This window comes from Marisediminitalea sp., from assembly GCF_984433645.1.
Map to the genome: position 1 here is coordinate 1 of NZ_CFIDRX010000008.1, position 24946 is coordinate 24946.

Sequence of the window (24946 nt, forward strand, 5' to 3'; positions counted from 1 at the left end):
CTGGTTTCTTCTACACCACTGACAAAAACAAGCGTAACATGCCGGGCAAAATGGAAATCAAAAAGTATGATCCAGTTGTTCGTAAGCACGTTATGTTCAAAGAAGCCAAAATCAAGTAACAAAACTTGCTTTTGTCTCCACGAAAACCCGGCTTGTGCCGGGTTTTTTGCGTGAACAGAATTCAATGCGGTAGGTAGCGAACATGGCCAGAATGTCGAAGCGAGCATTTAATAACGTGGTAATTTTTGCCATGTTGGGCATGATTTTTTTGTTTAATATTAACAGCTTTCTGCCGTCGGCGACTGCGCCGGCCTCAATTCCACTACTGCCACAAGACGGCTATGTTCTGAAAATTGAACAAGGCAGCCATAAACTTGAGCGGGTGGGCCAGCAATGGCGTTGGAGCGGGGTAAGACAAACCCTGGCCAGTACCCCCGAGCAACATATCGACGTGTGGCGACAGGCCACCATGGACATGGCAAAGCCGCCCAGAAGCGTTTTGCAAACCGAACCCCTTATTACGGTTGTATGGCTGGCTGGTGCAACACAGGGCCGGGTGTACGCTATTGTGCCCGCTGCCAACAAAGTGTGGATCCAGTTTGACAGCGATTGGTACATGCTCAATCAGGTTACTATCGAAGAGTTGCTACCCTGGTTAGGTGATTCGGAGGAAATGTAGTGCCTGAGTTACCAGAAGTCGAAGTCTCCCGCCTGGGCATCGCACCGCACCTGGAAGGGCAAACCATTAGTCGGGTTATTGTACGTGACGCCCGATTGCGCTGGCCGGTGCCAGAGACTATTCAACAAGCCTCGGGCAGTGAAATCCTGGCGGTTAATCGCCGTGCAAAATACCTGCTCATTCAGTTGAGTAATCAGGCCGTCATCGTGCTTCATTTGGGCATGTCGGGCAAACTACGCGTACTACCAGCAACCACGCCGCCGGTGAAGCACGATCACATCGATATTGTTCTGGCTAACGGTATTTGCTTGCGCCTCAACGATCCTCGTCGATTTGGCGCCTGTCTGTATCAGCAGCCCGGTGACGCGCCAATTAAACTACTGGCGAATCTGGGGCCAGAGCCCCTCACCGAAGACTTCGATGCCCAGCGCTTGATCACGCTGTCAAAAGGCAAGCAGGTGGCAGTGAAGAATTTCATTATGGACAACGCCGTGGTGGTGGGGGTAGGGAATATCTACGCCAACGAAGCGCTATTCATGTCTGGCATCGATCCGCGTCGCAAGGCCGGAAGAGTGAGCGCTAAGCGCTATGAAGTGCTTACGGAAGCCATTAAGCAGGTGTTGGCGAAGGCCATCCGCCAAGGCGGCACCACGCTCAAAGACTTCACTCAAAGCGATGGCAACCCCGGGTACTTTGCCCAGTCATTAAATGTATATGGTCGCACCGGTGAGCCTTGCTTAACTTGTGAGACACCCATTAAAAGTGTGGTGATTGGGCAACGAAATACCTTTTACTGCCCAACCTGCCAGTCCTGAGCGCTCGGATAGTGCTGATCTAACGTTTGTGGAGCTTTTGCTCTAACGCGTCTTTTACTACCGGATCGCAAAACTGCCCGACATCGCCATGGTGTAACGCCACTTCCTTCACCAGAGTTGAAGAAATAAACGAGTTTTCTTCCGACGGCGTTAAAAACACACTTTCCAAATCGGGGTTAAGTCTGCGGTTCATGTTGGCCAACTGAAACTCGTATTCAAAATCCGCAACTGCCCGCAACCCCCTGATCAAAATAGTCGCTTGCTGCTGGCGAGCGAATTCTGCCAGCAGGCCGGTAAAGCCTACCACGGTAACATTGTCCAGATCCTGGGTGACGGTGGTAATTAACCGTACGCGCTCGTCCAGCGTAAACAAGGGCTGTTTACTGGGGTTGGCCGCAATGGCCACAATCACTTCATCAAACATACGGGCAGCACGCTCAATTAAGTCGGCGTGGCCATTGGTGATCGGGTCAAAGGTTCCGGGATAAATAGCTCGTGTTTGCATAGTGATTACCAAATGAATATGTAGGGTAGAGAGCCGACACTAGCGGGAATTGGGCGAACTTGCAATTGGCTGCTGATAGCCGTTCAAAAGCGCCTGCCAGTTGTCGTCGTTAAAGTAATACGTTGAGGCTGATTTTGCCTGTTCTTTTAGCAATGAGCGCTGCAGACGCTCCAGGTTGCCAGGTTTCCACTGATGACCACTTTTCTGACCGCACTTATCGAAGTCAATTAGCCAGAGGGCGTCTTCGTCATCAATGAGAATGTTATGGATATTCAAGTCATGGTGATACACCTGAATATCGTGCATGCGGCGGATGACCTCACCCATACCTTGCCACAGTGTATTGGGCATTGCATTGCGCTGAATGCGCTGGTGGACTTCCTGACAGCGCGGGATCTGTTGCATCAGGATGGCGGCTTCATATGCCAGTCCAAAACGACTGACTCTGCCAGCTAATCCCAATGGCACGGGTAATCCCGCCTGGTGCATGGTGTGCAGCAGTTGCAGTTCGCGGAACGGGCGGGTCGCGTCTAAGCCGTTATACATAAACCGGCGCTGAGAAAAATGCCTGACAAGCCCGCCTCGGCAATAGGTGCGAAGCACCATGGGAGCCGGTTCGTTAATAATGACCGCCTCGCCGCGCCCGCTGTCGGGCTTACCATGGGCGCGCTGTGTCCAGTAGTCGGTATGCAGCCACTGCGCATCTGGTGGCGATATACCCACTTCCTCGCATGCCTGCAGGTTGTAAAGTACGACATCGCGGCCTTGTTGTGTGGGTGCCAGATCAATCAAACGGGTTTTTCTCAGACATTAGACTTGTTTCTTGCCCCTGATTGTAATCAAATTACGGTGGTTTATCAGTGTTATGTGGAAGTTTATTTGTCTACCCTCAGTAAAATTACCATCCCGACAAACGGGTCGTTATGCCTGCTACGGCTTTCTGCCATAGGTGATGTCTGTCATGCGGCCGCCATGGTGCATCGCATCAGAACGCATCGCCCGGATATTCGAATAACCTGGATCATTGGCAAAATCGAATACCAGTTACTCAAGGGCATGGACGGGGTGGACTTTGTGGTATACGACAAAAAAACCGGCCGCCAGGGCATGAAAGCCATCAAGGCACAGTTCAAAGACACGCGCTTTGATGTGCTTTGCATCATGCAAATTGCACTGAGAGCGAATTTATTGTCACGGGCAATTCGGGCTAAAGTTCGGTTGGGTTTCGACAAAGCACGCAGCAAGGAAGGACACAGTTTATTCATTAATAAACGCATAGCTGCGCAACATCAGCCTCATGTGCTGGAGGGCTTTATGGCCTTTGCCGACGCCATGGGTATTCCGCCGGCTGAAGAGCTACAGTGGTCATTGCCATTGTCATCCGATGACCTTCAAGTCGGTGTGGCATTGGCCGATAACCTTGGGGACTATGCGGTTATCTGTCCGGCGGCGTCTAAAGCAGAACGCAATTGGACTGCGGAAGGATACGCAAGTATAGCTAACTGGCTTGTAAACCAAGGCCTTAAAGTATTATTGTGCGGAGGACCTGCACCTTTAGACAGGCAAATCGGCGACGCGATTCTGGCCGCAGGTGCAACAGTAGAGCAGGACCTGATTGGTAAAACCACACTAAAAGAGCTGGCGGGCGTGTTGGCCCGTGCAAAAGTGGTGGTTGCCCCTGACACCGGGCCTGCGCACATGGCAACGACGGTGGGCACGCCAGTAGTGGGTTTGTATGCCCACTCGAACCCTATTCGTACCGGGCCGTATTTGAATCGCGACGAGGTCGTGTCTGTTTACGCCGATTGCGTAGCGGAACAACACGGTAAACCGTGGCAGTCGCTGCCTTGGGGTACGCGTGCCAAAGGAGAATCACTGATGGCGCGAATTCAACCTGAACAAGTGGAAAACGTACTTGTAAAAGTACTTAATAAGTAGAATTTCGAAGGCGAGTGCTTTAATTATTGCTGTTCTTTTCTACACTTAGGAAAGTCATTCATCTTCAGCATGATCCGAAAGCCGAACAGGGGATTTTCCAGGCTAACGCAGAGGTCTGTTTGTTAAGGAGCAACATTGCAAAGCGGAGTGAGTCGAACGCTATTAATCGTATTGTTTATCCTGGTGTTTTGCCCGCTAAGGGCCGCCGAGGCGGCAATACATATTCTGGCGAATGAAGCGGTAAAAACGCAGACTCTCTCGCCGGCACAGGTGCGTTTGATTTTTGCTGGCAGAACCCAGTTCTGGCCCAATGGCGAACGGGTAAAAGTGTTCGTGCTACACGCATCAAACCCGATTCACACCGAGTTTTGCCGCAACGTATTACAGATTTACCCTTATCAGTTAGAGCGCATCTGGCAGCGGATCACTTATTCCGGTCAGGGCGATGCGCCTACCATCGTCAATTCAATTGAAGACATGGTGGCAAAGGTTGCCGCCACCCCCGGGTCTATTGGTTATGTGAACACAGAGACCCCTCCAGAAGGAACCTATTTACTGAATATTGGGGAGCGGGAATAATGCAGAAGCACGCAGTAAAAGGGTTTTTCGCTTCACTGGTGTTACTGGCATCCGGTGTTTATGCAGGCGACAATTTGTCCTGGCATGGATTCATTGCCCAAGGGGTAACGCGTTCTCAGGACAGTGCTTTTATTACCGACGACAATGCCTTTAGCCGTGAACTAACCGAAATCGGCATCAATGCCAAATACACGGTGAATTCATCGTTAAGTGTGGCCGGTCAACTGGTGTATCTGGACGGCGGAAATCGCTATCGTCAGGGCTCACGGGTGGACTACTTATTCCTGGACTGGCGGGTTGCCCAGTATTTTGACTGGCAAATGAATCTGCACATTGGACGCTATAAAAACCGTCACTGGCTGTATTCCGCCACCCAGGATGTGCCGCAAACCCGGCCTTCCATTATTTTGCCGCAATCGGTGTATTACGATGGTAACCGCGATATGGCGCTCAGCAGCGACGGTATAGCACTGCAAAGTATTAAAGTCGGTGATACCGGTACCTGGGAAGTGCGCTGGAGCCTGGGGCGTTCACCGTTAGCCAAAGAAGAAACAAAGAAATTCCTGAGCCCGTTGGCGCAGGGACGGGTAAAGCAGGACTTCGTGCATCAGTTCAGCACCTACTGGCAACCCGATTTTTCGCAGTGGGAGCTGGGGTTTAGCCTGCTGCAATCCGACTTTTCTTACAAGCCAGCCGAGCAGGATATTCTGCTAAACGGTTCGTCTTCAGTAGACCGCCTGACTCTGGCGATCCGTTACGACAGCGAAAACTGGGAGTTTAGCTCCGAATTGCTTCGCGACCGCTTGCGCTACAAAGGCGACTTTACACAGGGCGTCACGTTGGACATCGACAAAACCGGCGAAGGCGGTTACGCCCAGTTTCGCTATTTCCTGTCAGATGCTATTACCGGTCTGGTTCGCATTGACACCTACGACGTAGATCGCGACGACCGCAAAGGTACGTTGCTGGACTTAAACCCTTTAGGGCCTATTCCCCGGTATTACGGTTTTATGGACACCGCCACCGTTGGTGTCAGTTGGGATTTTGCTAAACAAATGCGTCTTAGCGGCGAATTCTCCCGCACCCACGGTGCGGGGCGATTGTCTGCGGTACTGTTTCCAAATTCACTGATTCAGGCTGATCCGTACTGGAATACCTGGTCGGTGCAATTGATGTATTGGTTTTAAGTATGCGACATCTGTCCATAAGCTACAAAGTGCTGTTCGTCATGCTGATCATGGTCAGCGTGGTGTGTACTGTAGTGGTTGGGCTACTGTTAAAACAATCCGCATCCCAGGAAACCGAGCTAAACCAGGCTTTGTTTGCCCGGGATGTGACCCGCTATCACCAAATCACCTCGCTACTGGGGGACAGGCTTTCGGTATGGGTTGAGAGTCTGAAACATCAAAGTGAAGGCGCAACGTTAACCGAAGCGCAATTGCTTGAACGCCTTAAGCTCAGTGGTGATTTTCTGTTGCTGCAATGGGATGTTTCCAGCGTCTGGCTTATCGACCACCAGGGGGAAGTGACGTTCAGCGACGGGGTTGTGCTGCCTGACGCTCTGCAGCCTATGGTGGCGCAAACCCTGCAGCAGGGCCGCCCGCAACAAGGTGTGCACTGCCAGACCTATTGCGAAATGGTAGTCAGCACACCGGTTATGTTACCCGGCGGGAAGACCTATGCGGTGGTGATGACCACCTCATTACAGGAAGTACTGGCCTTGCTAAGCGAAGCTTCACAGGCGGAACTGGTGTTGGTTCGTCAGCCCGATACGGAAGTGAAACACCAATCCAGCCGACTGTATTTGAATAGCTCGTTAAGCGAGAAGCAGGCTACAATGATGCGCAGTATTCTGGGCGACATTCCACAGCAAACCACCATAAAGCGCCTGATAACCCGCGGTGTGGAAGTTACCAGCAGCGACAACGCTTACTATGTCATGCTCCTGCCCTTATTTAACAACAGTGCCAACGGACACTACGTGATGTTCGTGCATGATATCGACGACCGCAAGCGCACCTTTCAGATTCAGAAATTAATTATTTTCCTGGGCGGCCTGGGGTTGGTACTGACGTTTGTGATGAGTATGTTTGTATTGCTCAGGCGCTACGCACAAAAGCTGAATGCATTGTCGAATATGCTCCCACTGCTGGCTCAACAGCGCTTTGATGAGTTTAAAGAGCAGAACAAACGCAGCTTCTTTCGAAACCAGTGGTTATCAGACGAATTGGATGTACTGGGCAGTGCGGCAGAAGAATTAGCCGAAAAGCTGGAAACCTTGGATCGCCAGATGAACGTGAACACGGCCAAATTAGAAAAAATGGCCATGTTCGATAACCTGACCGGCCTGCCGAATCGCAATATGATGACCTTCCAGCTAAACAAGCTACTGGCTTCGGTTAATCGCGAAAAAGGCGGCATTGCCTTAATGTTCATCGATTTGGACAACTTTAAAAAGGTGAACGACAGCCACGGTCACCACTTCGGCGATGAGGTTGTCAAAGTAGCCAGTGAGCGCCTGTCCGGCGTACTACGGGAAACCGATCTGATCGCCCGCTTTGGGGGCGACGAATTTGTTATCCTGCTAAATCATGTCGAAACGACCGACCAGGTTGAAAACGTAGCGCAAAAGCTCACTGCAGAGTTCATTGAGCCTATGCGTATCACCGAGCAAACATTCTATATCACCATCAGTATTGGTATTGCCTTCACCGCTGACGCGAAGAGCAGCACCCTTGAGATGATGCGCCAGGCCGACACGGCTATGTACGAAGCCAAGCTGCAGCGAGGCTCTAGCTACCGGTTCTTCGACTCCACCATGAATCAAAAAGTCGTTCGTCAGGTGGAATTAGAAAGTGAAGCGCGTATTGCCATAAAAGAACAACAGTTCTTCCTTGCGGTACAACCACAGATATCCCTTGAAACCCTGAAGCTGGTGGGATTTGAAGCCTTGCTACGCTGGCGTCATCCCGAGCGGGGTCTGGTGTCTCCGGGTGAATTCCTGCCGCTGCTGGAGAATACCCCTATGATGGCCGAACTGGACTTTTGGGTAATGGAGCAGGCTATTATGCTGTTATCCGAAATGCGAAACCAGGGCTACCCCGGGGTGAAAATGGCGATCAATCTGTCGGCAGCGCAGTTTGCCAACGAGTTGCTACAGCCTTACTTAACCGAACTCATCACCAAGTATTCCGTAGACGCGAGTCTGGTTGAACTGGAGTTGACCGAAACCGTACTGGTAGCGGATACCGAACGCGCGGTAGAAACGATCCATCAAATTCGATCGCTGGGCTGTCAGATTGCAGTGGATGATTTTGGTACGGGCTACTCTTCGTTAACCTACCTGCGTACGATCCCCAGCGATATTATTAAGATTGACCGTTCTTTTATAAACGGCATGATGGAAACCGACTCCGACCGAAACATTGTTGATTCAACCATATCCATGGTGCGCAACATGGGTCAGCAAGTGATTGCCGAAGGCATAGAAACCGGCGAACAGCTCAATCAACTTCGCAATATGCAATGTCAGTACGGCCAGGGATACTTCATCAGTAAACCCATCGAGCAGCATGTTCTCTGGCAGGTGCTAAAATCACAGGTAGTAAACGGGCGCTGGGTACTGTTACAAAAAAATTGATCCACCCGAGGTTGAATACGCGATACCGTTCAGCAACGCCAACGTGCGTGCTAAAAAGTTTACACCCTTACCGTTTACGTAAAGTACACAAACCAGTCGCCTTAGGGCATAACCTCAGGCACTTAGGTACAATACGCCGCATATTTTAATCGTTGGGAGTCGCGCTATGTCTGCGTCATTTATTTCTCATATCGAAGCACAACTTACGGCCACAAAAGAAGAAGGGCTGTACAAGGTTGAGCGTGTCATTTCATCGCAACAGCAGGCCGATATTGAAACGCAGGACGGCTCGCACGTAATTAACTTCTGCGCCAATAACTACCTGGGTCTGGCGAATCATCCGGACCTCATCGAAGCGGCCAAAAGCGGTTTGGACAGTCACGGTTTCGGCATGGCGTCAGTTCGCTTTATCTGTGGTACGCAGGACATCCATAAATCTCTGGAAACCAAAATCAGTGATTTCCTGGGTACAGAAGACACCATTTTGTATCCGTCTTGTTTTGATGCCAACGGCGGTCTGTTTGAAACTATTTTGGGGCCGGAAGATGCGATTGTGTCTGACGCGCTGAATCACGCCAGCATTATCGACGGTGTGCGCCTGAGCAAAGCCAAACGCTACCGTTACGCCAACAACGACATGCAGGCGCTAGAAGAACAGCTTAAGCAAGCCAGAGCCGACGGCGCGCGCTTTATTCTGATCGCCACTGACGGCGTGTTCTCCATGGACGGCATTATTGCCAATCTGAAAGGCGTGTGTGATCTGGCTGACAAATACGACGCCATGGTCATGGTAGACGACTGCCACGCTACGGGCTTTCTGGGCGACAACGGCCGCGGTAGCCATGAGTACTGCGACGTAATGGGTCGTGTAGACATCATTACCGGCACCCTGGGTAAAGCCTTAGGCGGGGCGTCTGGCGGTTACACTTCAGGTAAAAAGGCGGTGATCGACTGGCTGCGTCAGCGTTCACGTCCGTATTTGTTCTCTAACTCTATTGCACCACCAATTGTGGCAGCGTCACTGAAAGTGTTCGACATGATGGCCAACGGCCACGAGTTGCGAGAGCAGCTTTGGCGTAACGCGGCGCACTTCCGTATGCGTATGGAAGAAGCCGGCTTTACCCTTGCCGGTAAAGACCACCCGATTATTCCGGTCATGCTGGGCGACGCCAAACTGGCCAACGACATGGCAAATAAACTGATGTCCAAAGGCGTTTACGTGATTGGCTTCTCATACCCGGTGGTACCCAAAGGCCAGGCGCGTATTCGTACCCAGATGTCAGCGGCGCATACCATTGAACACGTCGACAAAGCGGTAGATGCCTTTATTGAAGTGGGCCGTGAATTAGGAGTGATTGCATGAAGTCGCTGGTAAAAAGCCACTCGCAGCAGGGCATTTGGCTGGAAGATACCGCCAAGCCGGTAGTGGGCCACAACGACCTGTTAATCAAAATTCGCAAAACCGCTATTTGTGGTACCGACATGCACATTTACAACTGGGACGACTGGGCTCAGAAAACCATTCCTGTGCCTATGGTTGTTGGTCACGAGTACGTGGGCGAAGTGGTTGATATGGGCCAGGAAGTGCAGGGCTTTAAAGTCGGCGACCGGGTATCGGGTGAGGGCCACATTACCTGTGGACACTGCCGTAACTGCCGTGCCGGACGCCGCCATTTATGCCGTAATACCGAAGGTGTGGGAGTTAACCGCGCTGGTGCATTTGCCGAGTACCTGGTTATTCCTGCGTTTAATGCATTTAAGATTCCCGACAACATCAGCGACGACCTGGCGTCTATCTTTGACCCGTTTGGTAATGCGGTTCACACTGCGCTGTCGTTCGACTTAGTCGGTGAAGACGTACTGATCACCGGTGCTGGCCCTATTGGCATTATGGCCGCTGCCGTAGCACGCCACGTAGGGGCGCGTCATGTGGTGATCACCGACGTTAACCCATACCGCCTGGCGCTTGCCGAGAAAATGGGCGTAACCCGCGCAGTTAACGTTGCCGAAGAAAACCTGAAAGACGTGATGAACCAGCTGGGCATGACCGAAGGGTTCGATATTGGCTTGGAAATGTCGGGCGTACCGGTAGCGTTCCGCGACATGCTAAACAACATGAACAACGGCGGCAAAATCGCCATGTTGGGTATTCCGCCTCAGGATGTCGCCATCGACTGGAACCAGGTTATTTTCAAAGGCCTGGTGATAAAAGGCATCTACGGCCGCGAAATGTTTGAAACCTGGTACAAAATGGCAAGTCTGATCCAAAGCGGTCTGGATATTTCGCCTATTATCACACACCAGTTTTCAATAGATGAATTCCAACAGGGATTTGATACTATGGGCTCAGGACATTCCGGAAAAGTTATTCTTAACTGGCAGTAGCACATATTATGCAAGCGTTTGAACATATCTCTGTGGCACAAGTTGCCGAACAACTCGGCGACGTAGTGGTCGCTGATATCCGTGATGCCGGCTCATTTCAGGCTGGCCACATCGAAGGGGCAGTCAACCTGTCTAACGACAACCTGGCTGAGTTTATGGAAAACACCCCGAAAGCCAAGCCGGTGGTTGTGGTGTGTTATCACGGCGTAAGCAGCCAGCAAGCCGCACAGTTTTTAGTGGGCCAGGGCTATGAGCAGGTCTACAGCATGGACGGTGGATTTGAAGGCTGGCGGTTAGGTCAGCCGGTGGTTACTGACTAACAGTGGCCAAACCCCTGATAGCGATTCGCCAGTTGCGGTATGCCGACCTGCTGGCGAGCTATTTAACCTCTCAACATATCGATGTCAGTGTTGTTCACGATGCTGTGCAAGATCAGTACATTGTGCAGCTAAATAATGAAGCAGACTTCGATAAGGCATTATCCATTTGTCAGGCGTTTGTGCAGTCGCCGAATGATCCCAAGTATCAACAGGCAGCATGGCAGCATTCCGAACGCACCGACATAAAATCGCCTTCAAAGCCGAATCTGGACGTGAAGCGCTGGCTTATCTGGTTGCGTCGCGCGCCGTTTTGCGGCGCCATTTTGTTTACCTGTACGCTGGTTTTTCTGCTGTCGCTAGTCGGCTTATTTCAACCCATTGCCGAGCAACTGATGATCCAGCCGCTAGGCCAATTGCTCGACAATAACCAGTGGTGGCGTTTGCTAGGCCCGGCGCTCATTCATTTCAGCATGGTGCACTTTGTGTTTAACCTGCTGTGGTGGTGTATGTTGGGCGGGCGAATTGAGCATAAGCTGGGCACCAGCTTTCTCATTTTACTGTTTGTGATCACTGCGGTGGTCAGTAACCTGGCGCAACTGATTGCGGCCGGCCCGAACTTTGGCGGGCTTTCGGGCGTAGTGTACGGTGTACTGGGTTTTGTATGGTTTATTGGCTGGCTGCGCCCAAGCTGGGGAATAGACCTGCCTAAGCCGGTGATTGGTTTTATGTTGTTGTGGCTGATATTGGGCTACGCCGACATTCTCTGGGTGAACATGGCCAACGCCGCGCATACCGCTGGTTTGGTGAGTGGGTGTGCGATAGCCTGGTTCCTGCATCTGGGGGCAGGTTCAAAAGACCGTCACCGCGAGTAGACAACAAAAAACGGCAATACCTGGTATTGCCGTTTTGTTATTCGCACACTGCACATCGCCAACCGCGTTGTTAGCTTTGGTGCAGGTATTTGGTAAAGATAATTTCTTTGATGACCGGCGCGCCGGTTTCCTTCGACATTAAATCCTGAAAAGCGGCTAAAATAGCGCGGCGAATATCTTCACGCCCTGTCAGCGACTTCACTTTTTCTTCAGGCTGACGGCCAAAAATTTCAATCGCAGTAGAGCGCAGCAATGGCATATGGTGCTCAACTAATTCCAATTGATCGACATCGCTTACCATGACTTCAATCATCACCCGTACGTAACCGAGTTTAATCGCACTGGTGCCCAGGTAGTTGGTTACAATTTCAGGCTCAATACCAATGTAGGCATAAGACGGCTTGTCTTGGGCAAGCGTTGGGGCAGCGAAGAGTCCGGTACCCAATAACATGACCAGCAGAACGAATTGCTTCATCAAGAAGATTTCCAGAAAATTTAATTGCTTAAATTCTAGTTGAGAGAGCCAGCCCGCACAACCTACTTTAGATTAATGTCGTAGGGCAGAAAGGGTGTTACACTGCGTTTTTTTCGGATTTTGATTTGGTAACCGGCACGGGCCAGCCCCTTGACCGCTTACTAACAGAGTAATGCCTTTACCCAAAATGCAGTTGTCGCTACAAAACATTCCTCATTACAAGCGTCTGATGCGGCTGGATAAGCCCATTGGAATTTACCTGCTGTTCTGGCCCACGTTATGGGCGCTGATGCTGGCTGCGCAAGGTATGCCGCCGGTACTTGAATTGGTTGTGTTTACCCTCGGCGTTGTTGTAATGCGCTCGGCTGGCTGCGTAATAAACGACTACGCAGACAGGCATTTCGACGGCAGCGTAAAGCGCACCAACTCGCGTCCGCTGGTGGCTGGGGATGTGACTGAGAAAGAAGCGTTGCAGCTATTTGCACTGCTGGTTGGCGTAGCGTTTGTGCTGGTTCTGCAGCTTAGCTGGCAAACCATTCTGCTGTCAGTAGTGGCGCTAGGGTTGGCGGCCTGTTACCCCTTCATGAAGCGCTATACCTATTTACCACAAGCGGTACTGGGCGCAGCCTACGGCTGGTCGATCCCCATGGCCATCATGGCGGTATACGGCGACATCCCCGCCTGGGGCTGGCTGCTGTTCATAGCTAACCTGTTATGGACCATTGCTTACGATACGTTGTACGCCATGGTCGACCGAGACGACGACGTGATCATTGGCATTAAATCCAGCGCCATTCTATTTGGCCGCTTCGACAAGCTTATTGTGGGTACGTTAGAAGTGATTGTGCTGGCTATGCTGGCAGTGGTGTTTGAGTTAACAGGGCGAGGAATACTGGCTTATGTAGGGCTCGCGGCCGCTGCAGCGCTGTTTATTCATCAGCACTACAACATTCGCTTCCGCGACCGGGACGCGTGTTTTAAAGCCTTCCTCGACAACCACTATGTAGGCATGGTGGTTGCCTTAGGCTTAGCGGCCGATTACGCCTTCGCGCTATAGCAGCTAGGGTTACTTGTCGGCTTGCTGGGCTTCCAGAGCGGCTATACGGCTTTCCATGGCTTCCAGCTTTTCACGGGTGCGAATTAACACCTGGGTTTGAATGTCGAACTCTTCACGAGTCACCAGATCCAGCTTAGTCAGCTGTGCCTGAAGGACTTGTTTGATTTTCCCTTCCGCTTCTTCCGCCATGTTTTTTACGCCTGGCGGCACTGAATCGGCAATTTGACGGGCAATCTCTTCCAGTTTCTTCGGATCTAACATGTGGGTGTCCTGATATCGCAGTTAGGTTTACCGCTATTCTAGATTGATTACCCCGCGATGCAATACAATCAACACTCGGATTATGTCGCGCGGTCGATTACAATAGCGCCCCTGCGTATTCACCTGCAACAACGGTGAGTGCGATGAACACGAATCCTGAATACACCAAGCCTTTAACGAGCCAATAGCGTACATGAAATTAAATCCTGCCCAAGAATCCGCTGTAACTTATGTGTCTGGCCCCTGTCTGGTGCTGGCCGGTGCGGGCAGTGGTAAAACCCGGGTGATCACCAACAAAATTGCTCACCTGGTGCGTAATTGCGATATGCCGGCGCGCTATATTGCCGCGGTAACCTTTACCAATAAAGCCGCGCGTGAAATGAAAGAGCGTGTGGCACAAACGTTGGGCAAGCCAGAAGCCAAAGGCCTGAAAGTGTCTACCTTTCACACCCTGGGCTTAAATATTATTAAGTCCGAAGTGAAAGCGCTGGGGCTGAAATCGGGATTCTCGTTGTTTGACGACAAAGACACCATGGCGCTGTTAAACGACTTAACCGAACAGACATTAGACGGCGACAAAGACCAGCTAAAACTGCTGCAGTCGTGTATTTCCAACTGGAAGAACGACCTGTTAACCCCGGATGTGCTGCTGAAGAAAGCAACCAGCCAGGGCGAAAAAGAATTTGCGGGTTTCTACCAGCAATACCAGAATCACCTGAAAGCATACAATGCGCTAGACTTTGATGACCTGATCATGTTGCCCACCTTGTTGCTGAAAGCCAATGAGGCAGCGCGCACCAAGTGGCAGTCGCGCATTCGCTATTTACTGGTGGATGAGTATCAGGACACCAACACCAGTCAGTACGAGCTGGTAAAACTGTTAGTAGGTGAGCGAGCACGCTTTACCGTGGTAGGCGACGACGACCAGTCTATTTACTCGTGGCGGGGTGCCCGACCGCAAAACCTGAACCTGTTGCAGGAAGACTTCCCACGCCTGAAAGTCATTAAGCTGGAACAAAACTACCGTTCTTCAGGGCGCATTCTGCATTGCGCCAACATCCTTATTCAGAATAACCCGCATATCTTCGACAAAACCCTGTTCTCGGCATTGGGTTACGGTGATCACCTGCGTGTGCTGGTGGCCAAAAACGAAGAAGACGAAGCCGAGCGGGTAGTAGCAGAACTGCTGGCACACAAGTTTACCAATCGCACCCAGTTTAAAGATTACGCCATTTTGTACCGGGGGAATCACCAAAGCCGCTTGTTTGAAAAGCTGCTTATGAGCAACCGTATTCCCTACAAAATCAGTGGCGGTATGTCGTTCTTTGGGCGCGCTGAAATCAAAGACATTATGTCTTACCTACGCCTGCTGGTGAATCAGGACGACGACAACGCGCTACTGCGGATCATTAACACACCAAGCCGGGGTATTGGCCGTGCCACCCTGGAAAAGCTGGGTAATTTTGCTAACCAGCTTGGCGTGTCGATGTTTGAAGCCGCGTGTCACGACAGCTTAAGCAGCGTATTAACCGGTAAAGGCTATTTGGCCGTGCACAACTTTGCGCGCTGGATTGTGACGCTGTCAGACGAAGCCGTGCGCGGCGACACGGCCGCCACGCTTAGAAGCATGATCCGCGCAATGGGTTACGAAGAATGGTTGTACGAACACAGCCCCAGCCCGAAAGCCGCTGAAATGGCCATGGCTAACGTCAGTACCTTGTTTGGCTGGGTAACCGACATGCTGGAAGGCAACGAGCTGGACGCCCCAATGACGCTGCAGGAAGTGGTAAACCGCTTAATACTGCGTGACATGATGGAGCGCGGCGAGGAAGATGGCGAAGCCGATCAGGTTCAGCTAATGACCCTGCACGCGTCTAAAGGACTGGAATTCCCCATTGTGTTTCTGGTGGGCATGGAAGAAGGCCTGTTGCCTCACCAAAGCAGCATAGACGAAGACAACGTAGAAGAAGAACGCAGGCTCGCTTACGTAGGTATTACCCGGGCGCAGCGCGAGCTGATTTTTACGCTGTCGAAAGAACGCCGCCAGTTTGGTGAAGTCATCCAGCCCGAGCCCAGCCGGTTCTTATACGAACTGCCACCCGATGACCTGCAATGGGAAGAAAAGAAGAAAAAGGCAACAGCCGAAGAGCGTCAGCAAAAAGGGCAGGCCAGTATTGCCAATTTACGCAGTATGTTAGGGCAGTCGAAGAGCTAACAAATAGCCGGTTCAGCGCAGGTAGGTTATTCGGCTTCTGCGCTGTCTGTTTCGGTGTTTATTTGCATGCTGGGCAATAACTGAGGTGGCTCCAGGAAGCGGCCTTGCCCATAGATACATTCAATCTCTTTCAGCGATTCCAGCTGTGAATTGGAATCAATCCCCTCGGCAATCACTTCAAATTTCAGGTGACCTGAAATTAACATCACCGACTGAATCAGCTTCAGGTTACGCAGCGAACGCGGCAGTGACTTAATGAAGCGGTGGTCAATTTTAATGAAGTCGAAAGGATACGAGAACAAGTAGCTGAGTGAAGCCAACCCGCTACCAAAGTTATCCAGCACCAGCGTCACTCCGGCGCGTTTCAACTTCTTAATGGCTGGCAATATGTACTGAGAGCGGCGATTCAGATCGTTCTCATCAAACTCAAATATGAGCTGCGAGGGCTTCACGCCAGACTCGTTAATGATGTCCAGAATCTTATTAACCAGCGACGCCTGCAACAAGTGATTTATAGACACGTTGACGCCAATGCGCGGTTCGTACTCAAGGTTGTCGACCTTGGGCCAGCTTGCCAACAACTGACAGGCAGAGCGCAACTGATACAAATCCAGGTCCAGGGTTAAGCCACTGTGTTCGGCCACCTGACGGAACTGTTCGCGCGCCACTTTACCCAGGGTTGGATGCACCCAGCGAACATATATCTCATGATATAGCGGTTGCTGTGTACGCAGGTCAAAAATGGGCTGCAGGTAGCACTCAAATTCTGACTCACGTAGCGACCGGCGAAACTCGTTTTCCAGCTCCAACTCTTCCAGTAACCGTTCGCGCATGCTTTTATCAAACATAACAAACCGGCCGCGGCCCAGTGACTTGGCCTGATACATGGCGGCATCGGCATCGCGAATGACTTCGTCGGCTGTGCGGTAGTAGGTTTCAAGGTGAGCAATACCAATACTCGCACCCGAATACATTTCTTTGCCGTCTAAAATAAACGGCTCAGAAATAGACTCGATTATGCGTGCGGAGACCTCTTCTACATCGGCTGAATCGGCAAAGGCATCCAGCAATAACACAAACTCGTCGCCACCCAGACGTGCCAGCAGGTCGTGCCCACGAATACACTGCGCAATGCGCTTCGATACTTCGATCAGGAATTCGTCGCCGGCATGGTGGCCGAGGGTGTCGTTAATAATTTTAAAGCGGTCTAAGTCGATAAACAGCACCGCAAACATGTTTTCCGGGTGGCGCTGCTTGTTAGCGATGGCTAGCTCAAGGCGGCTGGTAAACATAGAACGGTTGGGTAAGTCGGTAAGGGCGTCGTGGTGGGCGTCGTGAATTAATTTGCGCTCTATCTCTTTACGCTCTTCAATTTGCTGGCGTAGCACCTCGTTGGCCTCGTTGAGCTCCTGAGTACGGGCCTCAACGCGTTCTTCCAACTGCTCGTTATAGGCCTGAATGGCATCGGCCCGAAACTTACGCTCCAGTGCTACCGCAATGTGGTGCGACACAAAACGAAGCAATTCCAGATCGCGCGGCGTGTACTTGGCAGATTTACCGTAGGTTTGCACCGCAATAACCCCGTACACCTCGCCGTCGATGATCAGCGGCGAACCCAGCCAGGAGTTAGCCTGCTGCAGGATTTCCTGCGCAACCGACACATCAATTTCGCCCGACTCTGTGAGCGACAATATCCGCGACGGGTCAATCAGCTCTGCCTGGCCGCGGCGAATAACAAATTCCGTTAAACCCAGGCCTAACGCACGTCTGTTTGGGGTGTCTGCATGGGTGTCGCTGAAGTAGGGAAAGTCTAGGTACTCGCGGCTTTCATCAAGCGTGGCAATATAACAGTTCGGAGCGCTGATCAGGCGGGCCAGAATGTCGTGTAGCGCCGCGTAGAATGAGTCCATGTCTTTGCCGGCGGTGGCCGACAATTCAGAAATTTCAAACAGCGCCTGTTGTAATGACTCAACTTTCTGACGCTCCAGAATTTCTTCTTGCAGGTCGTCGTTGATCTGGCGTAACTGACGTGTGCGTTCGCGAATAGTGCGTTCGGTTAACTCGCGGTTTTTCACCCGGTCTACCGTGGTAACAATGTGCTGCGACACGAACAGCAACACTTCTAAATCTTCATGGGTATAGGCCACATTCGGGTCGTACGTTTGTACAACCATGGCACCAATCACCTGATTCCCGCGCTTCAGCGGCACGCCCAATAACTCGTGGGGCTGACTGCCAATGAGCTCAACCTTTACGTTTTTGTTGAATTCTTCTTTGTCTTCGGAGCGGTAGAAAATGTGATTGCCGGAATTGAGGATATAACCGGTGAGGCCTTGTTTGAGCTTTTCTGCAGGCAGTTGCTTAATAACCTGCTCGTCGAATTCGTCAACAAAATAAGCCATGTTCACGAATTCACTGTCGGCGTCACAAAACGCAACAAAGAAGTTCTCGGCTTCCATAAAGTCGCCGATAATCTCGTGAATAGCCGGATACAGGTGGGAGAGGTTGCTAACCGAGCTGGCTAATTCTGAAATATTAAACAGTGCCTTTTGAACGCGTTCGGCACGTTTATATTTATCTGTAAGTTGCTGAAGTTGCGGAATAAGCTCCCTTAATTCCTCTTCGGACAACTCGTATTTTGACGAATCGGTCGACATGAAATTTGCTGCCAGCGCTCCTGCACACGATAAACGATTAACCTACCTTATTCGCAGCAAAAATTCTAGCGCTTATTAAAGCACCAGAATTTTGGCAAAACGGTAAATTTTGAAGCGGAGAGAAGCGCTTACCTGAACAGCGTGGCTGCTCAGGCAGGCAGAATCAGCTTAAACGCCTTCGATCATGTATTCGATGGCGGCTTTAATATCGTCATCGCTACAGGTGCCGCATGTACCACGAGGAGGCATTGCGTTGAAGCCGTTAATAGCGTGAGACAATACGGTGTCGAAACCTTGTTCCAGACGCGGTTTCCAGTCTGCTGCGTTTTGTAAACGAGGCGCACCCAGTACACCCGCGCCGTGACACGCTACACAGGCTTTGTTGTATACGTCTTCACCAGACAGTGCGCCTGCAGGGGCAGCGGCAGCCGCGCCAGCAATGTGAACTGCGCCAACTGGCTTAATGCGATCTTTAATCGCGTCGTTTGACATTTGTTGTGCATTTACTGCGAAAACTGCAAAAAAAGCAGCGCCCATAGCTAACAAAGTTTTTAATTTCACTTTTTGTCTCCAGGCATTACGGTCTTAGGAATATTAATCCGCATGATTATAATGGTTAATTGTGCGGCGACAACTGTTTGAGACTAATTGATTAGCCAAACTACATCAAAATAAGTAGAAAACTGTTATTTTTTATTGCTCACACTGCAATTTAGATCACCGCGGCTGTAATCTCCACTCAGCGAATAACCCTCACTGTAAACACTAATGCGCAAGCAGTTGCGCCATACTGGTATTCAATGTGGCTTGCATGGCCTTGGCGGCTCTGCCCACAGCAGCATCGTTGTTTCCCGGTACCTCTGATTGCACAGCCAGGGTAAATTCACGTCCACCCTGAACGTTCGGCAGGCAAACGTGCGCCAGCAATACCGTTTCACCCTGCTGTCGGGTTTCGCTGGGGCCGGCCCCAATTTTCTGGAATAAGCGCCACTTGCCCGATGTGAGCTCATCCAATACCACATTAGGTTCACGTTTATCATTTGGCGCAAGGGCTGTAGCAATTGAACGTGCCAGCATAAGCCCAATGCCCGACATCATACCGCCCACGTTGCCAGCAGTGCTGCTATGGCCCGGCGCATACAACAACATGGTGAGATCGCTGTTATCAAACCCCGGTAACTGCGTAAGCGGTTCGCGCTCGCCCGATACCAGGCGCTTTAAAAACTCCGCCTCTGCCAGCGTAGACATAGGTTTGTTGCCGGTTAACCCACATTGCTCACAGCGATAGGTTTGATAACCCGGATCGTCTGGCCCTTCCGCATAGTGCGCAACGGCTTGGCTGTAGTCTAGCGAGGCAGAAGTCCATAGATTAGACTCCGGCATAAACGCAACCGGGCCATAAGCCCCGCGAAAACGCACGTTGGCATTGGGTGTATGAATCCAGCCAGCGTGAAACAGCTGCGTTAAATAATCGCGACTCGCCACATTGGCAAAGTAAGTCGCAATAGCGTTGGAATTACCATCGGCCAGCCCAGCCTCGGCATAACTGTGCACACTGGTCACTAAATCGGCCAGGCGCGCATTGCCAACCAGGGTGTCTGCAGCCACGTTTGGCTCGAACTTGCTAAGCGCCCCCACAATGGCCATCACCTTAGACGAACTCCACGGCTCATACACCACAGACTGCGTATTGGCATTGGCCAGGTAGCGATACCCTAACCCTGAAGGTGTTTGCGCGTAGTCGATAGCGGTAATTTTGCTTTGTGTGGCGGGTACATCAAAAAAGGTCCAGTCGTGGGCAATACGATTCTGCCAGCCCGCGCCCAACCCAGACTCGGCGACGGTTTTATAGGCATCTGAATCCAGCGTTCGCGCACAAGACGGCAAGTAATGCGAGGTATCGGAAGGTTCATAGGGTGCCGCGCTAAATACGTCTTCATAAAAGGCTAAATCACTTTGCTCATCGGCATAACACACGCCAATACCCGTCACGAAACAGGTTAAAAGTAACCAGAGAAAACCGCAGAATTTACGCATAAAAAAGGCCCAACATTGAACGAGTTAACCAGCCTAGGGTATTCAAATGGAATAAGCAAAACCTGAATAAAACGAGCAAAAACCAATCAACCCAAAGCACAGTTTTAATTTTTACTGTAATTCTTGCAGCCGACCTCTTATAATGCGCCACTCATTACGCACCCGTAGCTCAGCTGGATAGAGCGTTGCCCTCCGGAGGCAAAGGTCATAGGTTCGAATCCTATCGGGTGCGCCATTCAAATCAATAAGTTATGCCAAATCCTAATTTTCCCAAATCGCTCTGTGCCCAAATTGTGCCCATTCTGTGCCTTTGGCGAAAAAGGATTAGTTCAAAATTCAATCATTATGACGGTTGCTCTAATTCTTTCTTGATGCTAGTTCTTTACTGAAAGGCTGCTCTTATATAAGGTGCTTGTTATCTTTGTTAGTTAGCAAAAAGTATAAGGCAAAGTAATGGATTACGAAAATTACTATGAGCGACTATCAGCAGTTCATTCGGTTGACTTCAATAAATGCTTTTACTGCGGTTGCGAAGCATCAGAGTTAGATTTTATTCCTCCCATTTCCTTCATACAAGAATGGAAGAGTGCTAGTCGAAATGCAGATTTCATAACCGTACCATCTTGTTTCGAGTGCTTTGATTTACTTAAAAAAAATAACAGTGCAACGCTTGATACCAGAGTCAATGCTCTTAAAATTCTTCTCGGCTCAAAATACGATAAAGTCATAAATATATATAATTTGTGGAAGAAAAATGAGTTGGAACAGATGGATGAGTCATTCCAAAAAAGCCTGAACGCTGGCATAAAGTTGGGCGCAGAAAGCATTGAGCGACTTCGATTCAGAGGTTATGACTACGAGATCAATGGCAGCGTTACTAGGCTCGAAAGCGCACAGCGACACACAATAACTGTTTTTGGTGAGGAGTTCTCAGATTATAAAGACGCCTTGGAGTATGCTTCTAGTTCATATCGAATTCATAAAGCACGATTGAGCGAATTATATTTTGAACATGGAAAGTCCTTCGATAAAGCAATATCTGCTTTTCATCGTTCTGTTGAAGGTCGAAATTTTGAAAAGAACATGAAAAAGCTTTGCCGAGATTTTGCTAAAAAGCATTCGCAAAATACTAACTTTGTAGAAAGGACTGTCAAAAGATATATAGAGGACAATCCGGAACTGTCTGTAGAGGGAGCTTTAGAAAAATTGTATATAGAACGTATCTCGCCACTATAGAGTAAACACTCTAAGGATGGCTGAATAATGAAAAGAATGTACAGCAACATTCACCCAATTTTACTACAACAACTGAATAATTCTTTGGGATTGCTAAAAGTAAAAACTGAAAAAGAAAAGAGCTTGATGGAGTGGGTAGTTGTTTGAAGTTAAGGACTTTTTGTTGAGTGATATTATTATCTTGTTTCAAATGGATTGCTGAAGTTAAGGAGAAAGAATGAGGTTAGTAGAAGGTTCCCTGGTTGAAGGTTCTCCCTACTTTGATGGTATAGGTAAAATTCTATCTATTTCAACTGTCGACCAAAGCGCAACCGTTGGTTTTTTTACCTCTCCACTAACTCCCTACGATAGAAAGTTAGAAGTGAAAGGAACAGACTTAATTGGAAAGAAGAAGCTATTCGAAAAAACCATCGTGTACGTCAAATTTGGGCCGACTCGACGATGGAGAATGGGGTTTTATGATGGCGAAAGACCGGGTGACAAACATTTAATATATTTTAATCGAGGTGAATCAGAGATATTTGATATTGAAGAGCTATTTGTCCCTAATTTGCTAAAAGACCACTCGTTCCCAGTTGCGAGGTTCCTGGCTTCGCAGGCTACAACTGCTTATAAGCATTATGTAAATAGAACAAACTTTATTACCTCATATATTGAACAAAGAGCAGCATGTAAATCAATATCTTCTTTAACCAGTAGTGCAGTTAACCTCGAAACCCATCAATTATCAGTCGTACTACAAGTTCTGAAAGACTCAAATCAAAAATACTTATTAGGTGATGAAGTTGGCTTAGGTAAGACTATTGAAGCTGGTTTCTTGATCCGCGAACACATACTTGAGCTTAAAGATAATGCTTGTGTATTGGTTATCACTCCTGCTTCCCTAATTAGCCAATGGAAAGAGGAGTTAACATTAAAATTTCATTTAGAAGATGTCCTTGGCGATGAGTTAGAGGAAGATCAAAAAGTCTTTGTCTGTGATTATTTTGATTTGCCGTTGTTTGATTTAAATGAAAATAAACCAACTATGGTTGTGGTTGATGAAGGGCATAACCTCGCTGACTTGGCATGGGATAGCGACAGTTTTGTACATTACCAAAAAATAGTCACCTTTTGTTCAAATGCACGTTCCACAGTTATTTTATCGGGTACGCCTATTGCTGGGAATGCGAAAAGTTTCTTGGCTATGTTGCATTGTCTTAACCCGGAAAGCTACAAAATTACTGAGGCAGGTATTGATGAATTCAACAAAAAGGTAAGTGAAAGGGAGCGCTTTTCAGGGATTTATTCCGCAATTTCACCAGAGTCTGACGACTTTACATTGGCTGGGATAATAGATGAATTAGAAAGTTTGGGCTTGGGGGATGCGGAATTAACAGCACTGATTGAGCGTCTAAAGCCTGAGATTGATTACTTCAATAAGAATAAGGATGAGGATAAAAGAAATTCGGTAATTCATGAGCTTAAGATGCATTTTGGTGAAAAATATAGATTGTTTCAACGCTTTATCCGTAATAGGAGAGGTAGCAAAAACAGCTCGATAGAACTACTTTTTCCGGGCCTTGGTGATTGCGCACTGTATAAATGGGAAACTGCTAAACAATTACCCTCATTAGATCAGCAATTAGATGACTATAGAGACTACCTGATTTGTGAAGGCTTTGAGCAAAAAATACCAAGCGTGATAACTCTTTTGGACGCACTTTTAGATTCTCCAAAGAGTTTTTCGCATGAACTCGATAAGTTAATTAATACTGGTGATTATCAGCAGTTTTCTGAAACATTCATGATTATGAAGGAGTCGGCGCTCGTTGAACAAAACAACAAGGATGAACTTACAAGAAATGTACTTGAAGAATGGTTGGCAAAAAATGTAGATGGCAAAGTAGTTATTTTCTGCGGAAATAAAGCCTCGGCGGATCACCTTTATGCATTTTTGCAAAAAAATAGAGGCGATGTAGAAAGGCATTCTCCAGATTTTAGGCCGCTTTTTGTTGCAGACCCCTCAATAAAAGTACTTATTACCGATGAAAAAGGTGAGGATGGATTAAATTTACAAGGAACTTCTCGACTCGCGATTCATTACAGCATACCACGCTCTTTGGTAAGAATTGAGCAACGTATTGGTAGGTTAAATAGGTATAGTGCGACGTCGAAAAGCATGAAACCGATTGAGAACTATGTTCTTGTTCCAAATTATGAAGGTTTCATCCAAAACTGGGCTCTTCTTTTAAAAGACACCATAGGCGTATTTGATGAAACAACGGCAAGTATCCAATTAGTTGTAGAAGAAGCTATCCAAGTTGAAGAGGCTAACCTGTTAACAAATGGTTTTGGACACTTGACTTGTCTTAGAGATAAGTTAGGGGGGGAAAAAGGCTTAATTGCAAAAGAGCGGAAGAAGGTAGCTGATCAGGAAGTTTGGAATGAAATGCAGATTGATCTCGCTTCTATCAAAAAGTTTGCCGAGAACATTCAGAACGTTGACCTAGATGCTGAATCTTTGCATAACTCATTACAAAGCTGGATAAAACGGAGTTTAAAATTTGGTGCAACTCGTAATGAGGATTCCTCAATTGTTTATCAATATAGACTTGGAATAACTCGTTTAAATATAGACGATTTTTTACACCACTGTATTTTAGGAATGGACTTTAATAGTGGGTTACGGAACCCCTCTACAAAACCAATGACCCCTGACAGGGAAATTACCGCCAAAACTGGTGCTTATCCTTTGCGGTATGGCCAACCTTTCATCGATACGATCTACAATTTCACTCATGCGAGCACTTTAGGACTTGTTAGCTCAATTTTGAGACAAATAAAGATAAAACTCGAAAAGCCTAAGACTTTTTTTAAGTTGAATTGGCTAGTTTCCTGTGAGTCAAATGAAGGTTCAGTTGTGGAACAGAGAAATCTTGATGCAATGTTCGAACCCCTCGTAGTAACTGAGTGGATAGATGACTCCGGGAACCTAGTCAACAATGAAGCGATACTGAAGTTGCTAGAGAAGCCGGTAAAAGCATCGAACGGTGAGCATGATAGTGGTTATAGAGATTTTGAAATTCAAGTATCTGCAGAGCAGGATATGTGGGAATTATTTGATTCGTTTTGTTCGAAAGATGAGTGGGAGAGAGTAATTGAGAGTGCTATCACACATAGAGAGTCTCAAATCAAAGAAAGTGAAGTGACTAAAAATGAACATTTAGACTTAATAAATAAATTATCTGTGACGCTGGTTTCCGCTTTGAGCATGACATTAGTAGGTGGATGAT

Annotated in this window: 22 protein-coding genes and 1 tRNA gene; 16 read left to right on the forward strand and 7 right to left on the reverse strand. The window is 48.9% G+C overall.

The annotated features are described in order from the left end of the window. From rpmG to mutM, 3 genes are all read left to right on the forward strand, one after another. Positions 1-119: 50S ribosomal protein L33 (gene rpmG, locus AC4MRN_RS02265; RefSeq protein WP_491202405.1), on the forward strand; the 119-nt coding region annotated here is incomplete at its 5' end. Between the two features lie 83 nt (positions 120-202). Beyond that, positions 203-679, forward strand: a complete 477-nt coding sequence (locus tag AC4MRN_RS02270) for a hypothetical protein (RefSeq protein ID WP_491202375.1) — start codon at positions 203-205, stop codon at positions 677-679. Then, a complete protein-coding gene (mutM, locus tag AC4MRN_RS02275; protein ID WP_491202376.1) occupies positions 679-1494 on the forward strand; it encodes a bifunctional DNA-formamidopyrimidine glycosylase/DNA-(apurinic or apyrimidinic site) lyase in 816 nt (271 codons plus the stop codon). Before AC4MRN_RS02270 ends, mutM begins: the two co-directional genes overlap by 1 nt. A gap of 19 nt (positions 1495-1513) precedes the next feature. Here the strand turns inward: mutM and coaD are convergent, their stop codons facing one another. Both coaD and AC4MRN_RS02285 read right to left on the reverse strand, forming a co-directional pair. Then, positions 1514-1999, reverse strand: coding sequence for a pantetheine-phosphate adenylyltransferase (gene coaD, locus AC4MRN_RS02280; RefSeq protein ID WP_073323990.1), 486 nt, complete (start codon positions 1997-1999; stop codon positions 1514-1516). Positions 2000-2038: 39 nt separating this feature from the next. Further along, positions 2039-2791 (reverse strand): 3-deoxy-D-manno-octulosonic acid kinase, encoded by a 753-nt coding sequence (locus tag AC4MRN_RS02285; RefSeq protein WP_491202377.1) that lies wholly within the window; start codon positions 2789-2791, stop codon positions 2039-2041. An 87-nt stretch (positions 2792-2878) separates the two neighbouring features. Here AC4MRN_RS02285 and AC4MRN_RS02290 point away from each other — a divergent pair, with 87 nt between their 5' ends. From AC4MRN_RS02290 to glpG, 8 genes are all read left to right on the forward strand, one after another. Next, complete coding sequence (locus AC4MRN_RS02290; protein ID WP_370241178.1) at positions 2879-3937, forward strand: glycosyltransferase family 9 protein; 1059 nt, start codon at positions 2879-2881, stop codon at positions 3935-3937. Between the two features lie 135 nt (positions 3938-4072). Further along, on the forward strand, positions 4073-4516 hold the full coding sequence (locus AC4MRN_RS02295; RefSeq protein ID WP_084526591.1) for a hypothetical protein: 444 nt from the start codon (positions 4073-4075) through the stop codon (positions 4514-4516). Next, complete coding sequence (locus AC4MRN_RS02300; protein ID WP_490402214.1) at positions 4516-5703, forward strand: hypothetical protein; 1188 nt, start codon at positions 4516-4518, stop codon at positions 5701-5703. Before AC4MRN_RS02295 ends, AC4MRN_RS02300 begins: the two co-directional genes overlap by 1 nt. A 2-nt stretch (positions 5704-5705) precedes the next feature. After that, positions 5706-8156, forward strand: a complete 2451-nt coding sequence (locus AC4MRN_RS02305) for a bifunctional diguanylate cyclase/phosphodiesterase (protein ID WP_491202378.1) — start codon at positions 5706-5708, stop codon at positions 8154-8156. 166 nt (positions 8157-8322) lie between these two features. Next, entirely contained in the window at positions 8323-9519 is a 1197-nt protein-coding gene (locus tag AC4MRN_RS02310; RefSeq protein ID WP_491202379.1) for a glycine C-acetyltransferase, read from the forward strand. Then, entirely contained in the window at positions 9516-10541 is a 1026-nt protein-coding gene (gene tdh / locus AC4MRN_RS02315) for an L-threonine 3-dehydrogenase (RefSeq protein WP_491202380.1), read from the forward strand. The genes AC4MRN_RS02310 and tdh overlap by 4 nt, the downstream gene beginning before the upstream one ends. Positions 10542-10549: 8 nt before the next feature. Further along, a complete protein-coding gene (gene glpE, locus AC4MRN_RS02320) occupies positions 10550-10861 on the forward strand; it encodes a thiosulfate sulfurtransferase GlpE (protein ID WP_155013262.1) in 312 nt (103 codons plus the stop codon). A gap of 2 nt (positions 10862-10863) precedes the next feature. Beyond that, complete coding sequence (gene glpG, locus AC4MRN_RS02325; RefSeq protein ID WP_491202381.1) at positions 10864-11733, forward strand: rhomboid family intramembrane serine protease GlpG; 870 nt, start codon at positions 10864-10866, stop codon at positions 11731-11733. Positions 11734-11803: 70 nt separating this feature from the next. On the opposite strand, the gene AC4MRN_RS02330 is transcribed toward glpG, so the two are convergent. Next, entirely contained in the window at positions 11804-12211 is a 408-nt protein-coding gene (locus tag AC4MRN_RS02330) for a flagellar basal body-associated protein FliL (protein WP_425435074.1), read from the reverse strand. 169 nt (positions 12212-12380) lie between these two features. On the opposite strand from AC4MRN_RS02330, the gene ubiA reads away from it, so the two are divergent. Further along, on the forward strand, positions 12381-13265 hold the full coding sequence (gene ubiA / locus AC4MRN_RS02335; protein ID WP_491202382.1) for a 4-hydroxybenzoate octaprenyltransferase: 885 nt from the start codon (positions 12381-12383) through the stop codon (positions 13263-13265). A 9-nt stretch (positions 13266-13274) separates the two neighbouring features. On the opposite strand, the gene ubiK is transcribed toward ubiA, so the two are convergent. Further along, complete coding sequence (ubiK, locus tag AC4MRN_RS02340; protein ID WP_491202383.1) at positions 13275-13526, reverse strand: ubiquinone biosynthesis accessory factor UbiK; 252 nt, start codon at positions 13524-13526, stop codon at positions 13275-13277. A gap of 193 nt (positions 13527-13719) precedes the next feature. Here ubiK and rep point away from each other — a divergent pair, with 193 nt between their 5' ends. After that, a complete protein-coding gene (rep, locus tag AC4MRN_RS02345) occupies positions 13720-15741 on the forward strand; it encodes a DNA helicase Rep (RefSeq protein ID WP_491202384.1) in 2022 nt (673 codons plus the stop codon). 26 nt (positions 15742-15767) lie between these two features. On the opposite strand, the gene AC4MRN_RS02350 is transcribed toward rep, so the two are convergent. The 3 genes from AC4MRN_RS02350 to AC4MRN_RS02360 all read right to left on the reverse strand — a co-directional run bounded on the left by AC4MRN_RS02350 (position 15768) and on the right by AC4MRN_RS02360 (position 20435). Further along, the gene (locus AC4MRN_RS02350; protein WP_073324011.1) at positions 15768-18398 is read right to left on the reverse strand and encodes a sensor domain-containing diguanylate cyclase; all 2631 of its coding nucleotides are present in this window, start codon (positions 18396-18398) and stop codon (positions 15768-15770) included. 168 nt (positions 18399-18566) lie between these two features. Continuing rightward, on the reverse strand, positions 18567-18959 hold the full coding sequence (locus AC4MRN_RS02355; RefSeq protein WP_155013266.1) for a c-type cytochrome: 393 nt from the start codon (positions 18957-18959) through the stop codon (positions 18567-18569). A 204-nt stretch (positions 18960-19163) separates the two neighbouring features. Next, the gene (locus AC4MRN_RS02360; RefSeq protein WP_491202385.1) at positions 19164-20435 is read right to left on the reverse strand and encodes a hypothetical protein; all 1272 of its coding nucleotides are present in this window, start codon (positions 20433-20435) and stop codon (positions 19164-19166) included. Positions 20436-20593: 158 nt separating this feature from the next. Here AC4MRN_RS02360 and AC4MRN_RS02365 point away from each other — a divergent pair. From AC4MRN_RS02365 to dpdE, 3 genes are all read left to right on the forward strand, one after another. Further along, a tRNA-Arg gene (locus AC4MRN_RS02365) sits at positions 20594-20670 on the forward strand. A 218-nt stretch (positions 20671-20888) separates the two neighbouring features. Continuing rightward, positions 20889-21671, forward strand: coding sequence for a hypothetical protein (locus AC4MRN_RS02370; protein ID WP_491202386.1), 783 nt, complete (start codon positions 20889-20891; stop codon positions 21669-21671). A 217-nt stretch (positions 21672-21888) separates the two neighbouring features. Next, the gene (gene dpdE, locus AC4MRN_RS02375) at positions 21889-24945 is read left to right on the forward strand and encodes a protein DpdE (RefSeq protein WP_491202387.1); all 3057 of its coding nucleotides are present in this window, start codon (positions 21889-21891) and stop codon (positions 24943-24945) included. The last annotated feature ends 1 nt before the right edge of the window (position 24946 follow it).

What these genes read in the sequence shown, in the direction of transcription:
- AC4MRN_RS02270 (WP_491202375.1), top strand. Translation starts at nt 203, where the DNA reads ATGGCCAGAATGTCGAAGCGAGCATTTAATAACGTGGTAATTTTTGCC.
- coaD (WP_073323990.1), bottom strand. Translation starts at nt 1,999, where the DNA reads ATGCAAACACGAGCTATTTATCCCGGAACCTTTGACCCGATCACCAAT.
- AC4MRN_RS02300 (WP_490402214.1), top strand. Translation starts at nt 4,516, where the DNA reads ATGCAGAAGCACGCAGTAAAAGGGTTTTTCGCTTCACTGGTGTTACTG.
- AC4MRN_RS02305 (WP_491202378.1), top strand. Translation starts at nt 5,706, where the DNA reads ATGCGACATCTGTCCATAAGCTACAAAGTGCTGTTCGTCATGCTGATC.
- AC4MRN_RS02310 (WP_491202379.1), top strand. Translation starts at nt 8,323, where the DNA reads ATGTCTGCGTCATTTATTTCTCATATCGAAGCACAACTTACGGCCACA.
- tdh (WP_491202380.1), top strand. Translation starts at nt 9,516, where the DNA reads ATGAAGTCGCTGGTAAAAAGCCACTCGCAGCAGGGCATTTGGCTGGAA.
- glpE (WP_155013262.1), top strand. Translation starts at nt 10,550, where the DNA reads ATGCAAGCGTTTGAACATATCTCTGTGGCACAAGTTGCCGAACAACTC.
- ubiA (WP_491202382.1), top strand. Translation starts at nt 12,381, where the DNA reads ATGCCTTTACCCAAAATGCAGTTGTCGCTACAAAACATTCCTCATTAC.
- ubiK (WP_491202383.1), bottom strand. Translation starts at nt 13,526, where the DNA reads ATGTTAGATCCGAAGAAACTGGAAGAGATTGCCCGTCAAATTGCCGAT.
- rep (WP_491202384.1), top strand. Translation starts at nt 13,720, where the DNA reads ATGAAATTAAATCCTGCCCAAGAATCCGCTGTAACTTATGTGTCTGGC.
- AC4MRN_RS02350 (WP_073324011.1), bottom strand. Translation starts at nt 18,398, where the DNA reads ATGTCGACCGATTCGTCAAAATACGAGTTGTCCGAAGAGGAATTAAGG.
- AC4MRN_RS02360 (WP_491202385.1), bottom strand. Translation starts at nt 20,435, where the DNA reads ATGCGTAAATTCTGCGGTTTTCTCTGGTTACTTTTAACCTGTTTCGTG.
- AC4MRN_RS02370 (WP_491202386.1), top strand. Translation starts at nt 20,889, where the DNA reads ATGGATTACGAAAATTACTATGAGCGACTATCAGCAGTTCATTCGGTT.
- dpdE (WP_491202387.1), top strand. Translation starts at nt 21,889, where the DNA reads ATGAGGTTAGTAGAAGGTTCCCTGGTTGAAGGTTCTCCCTACTTTGAT.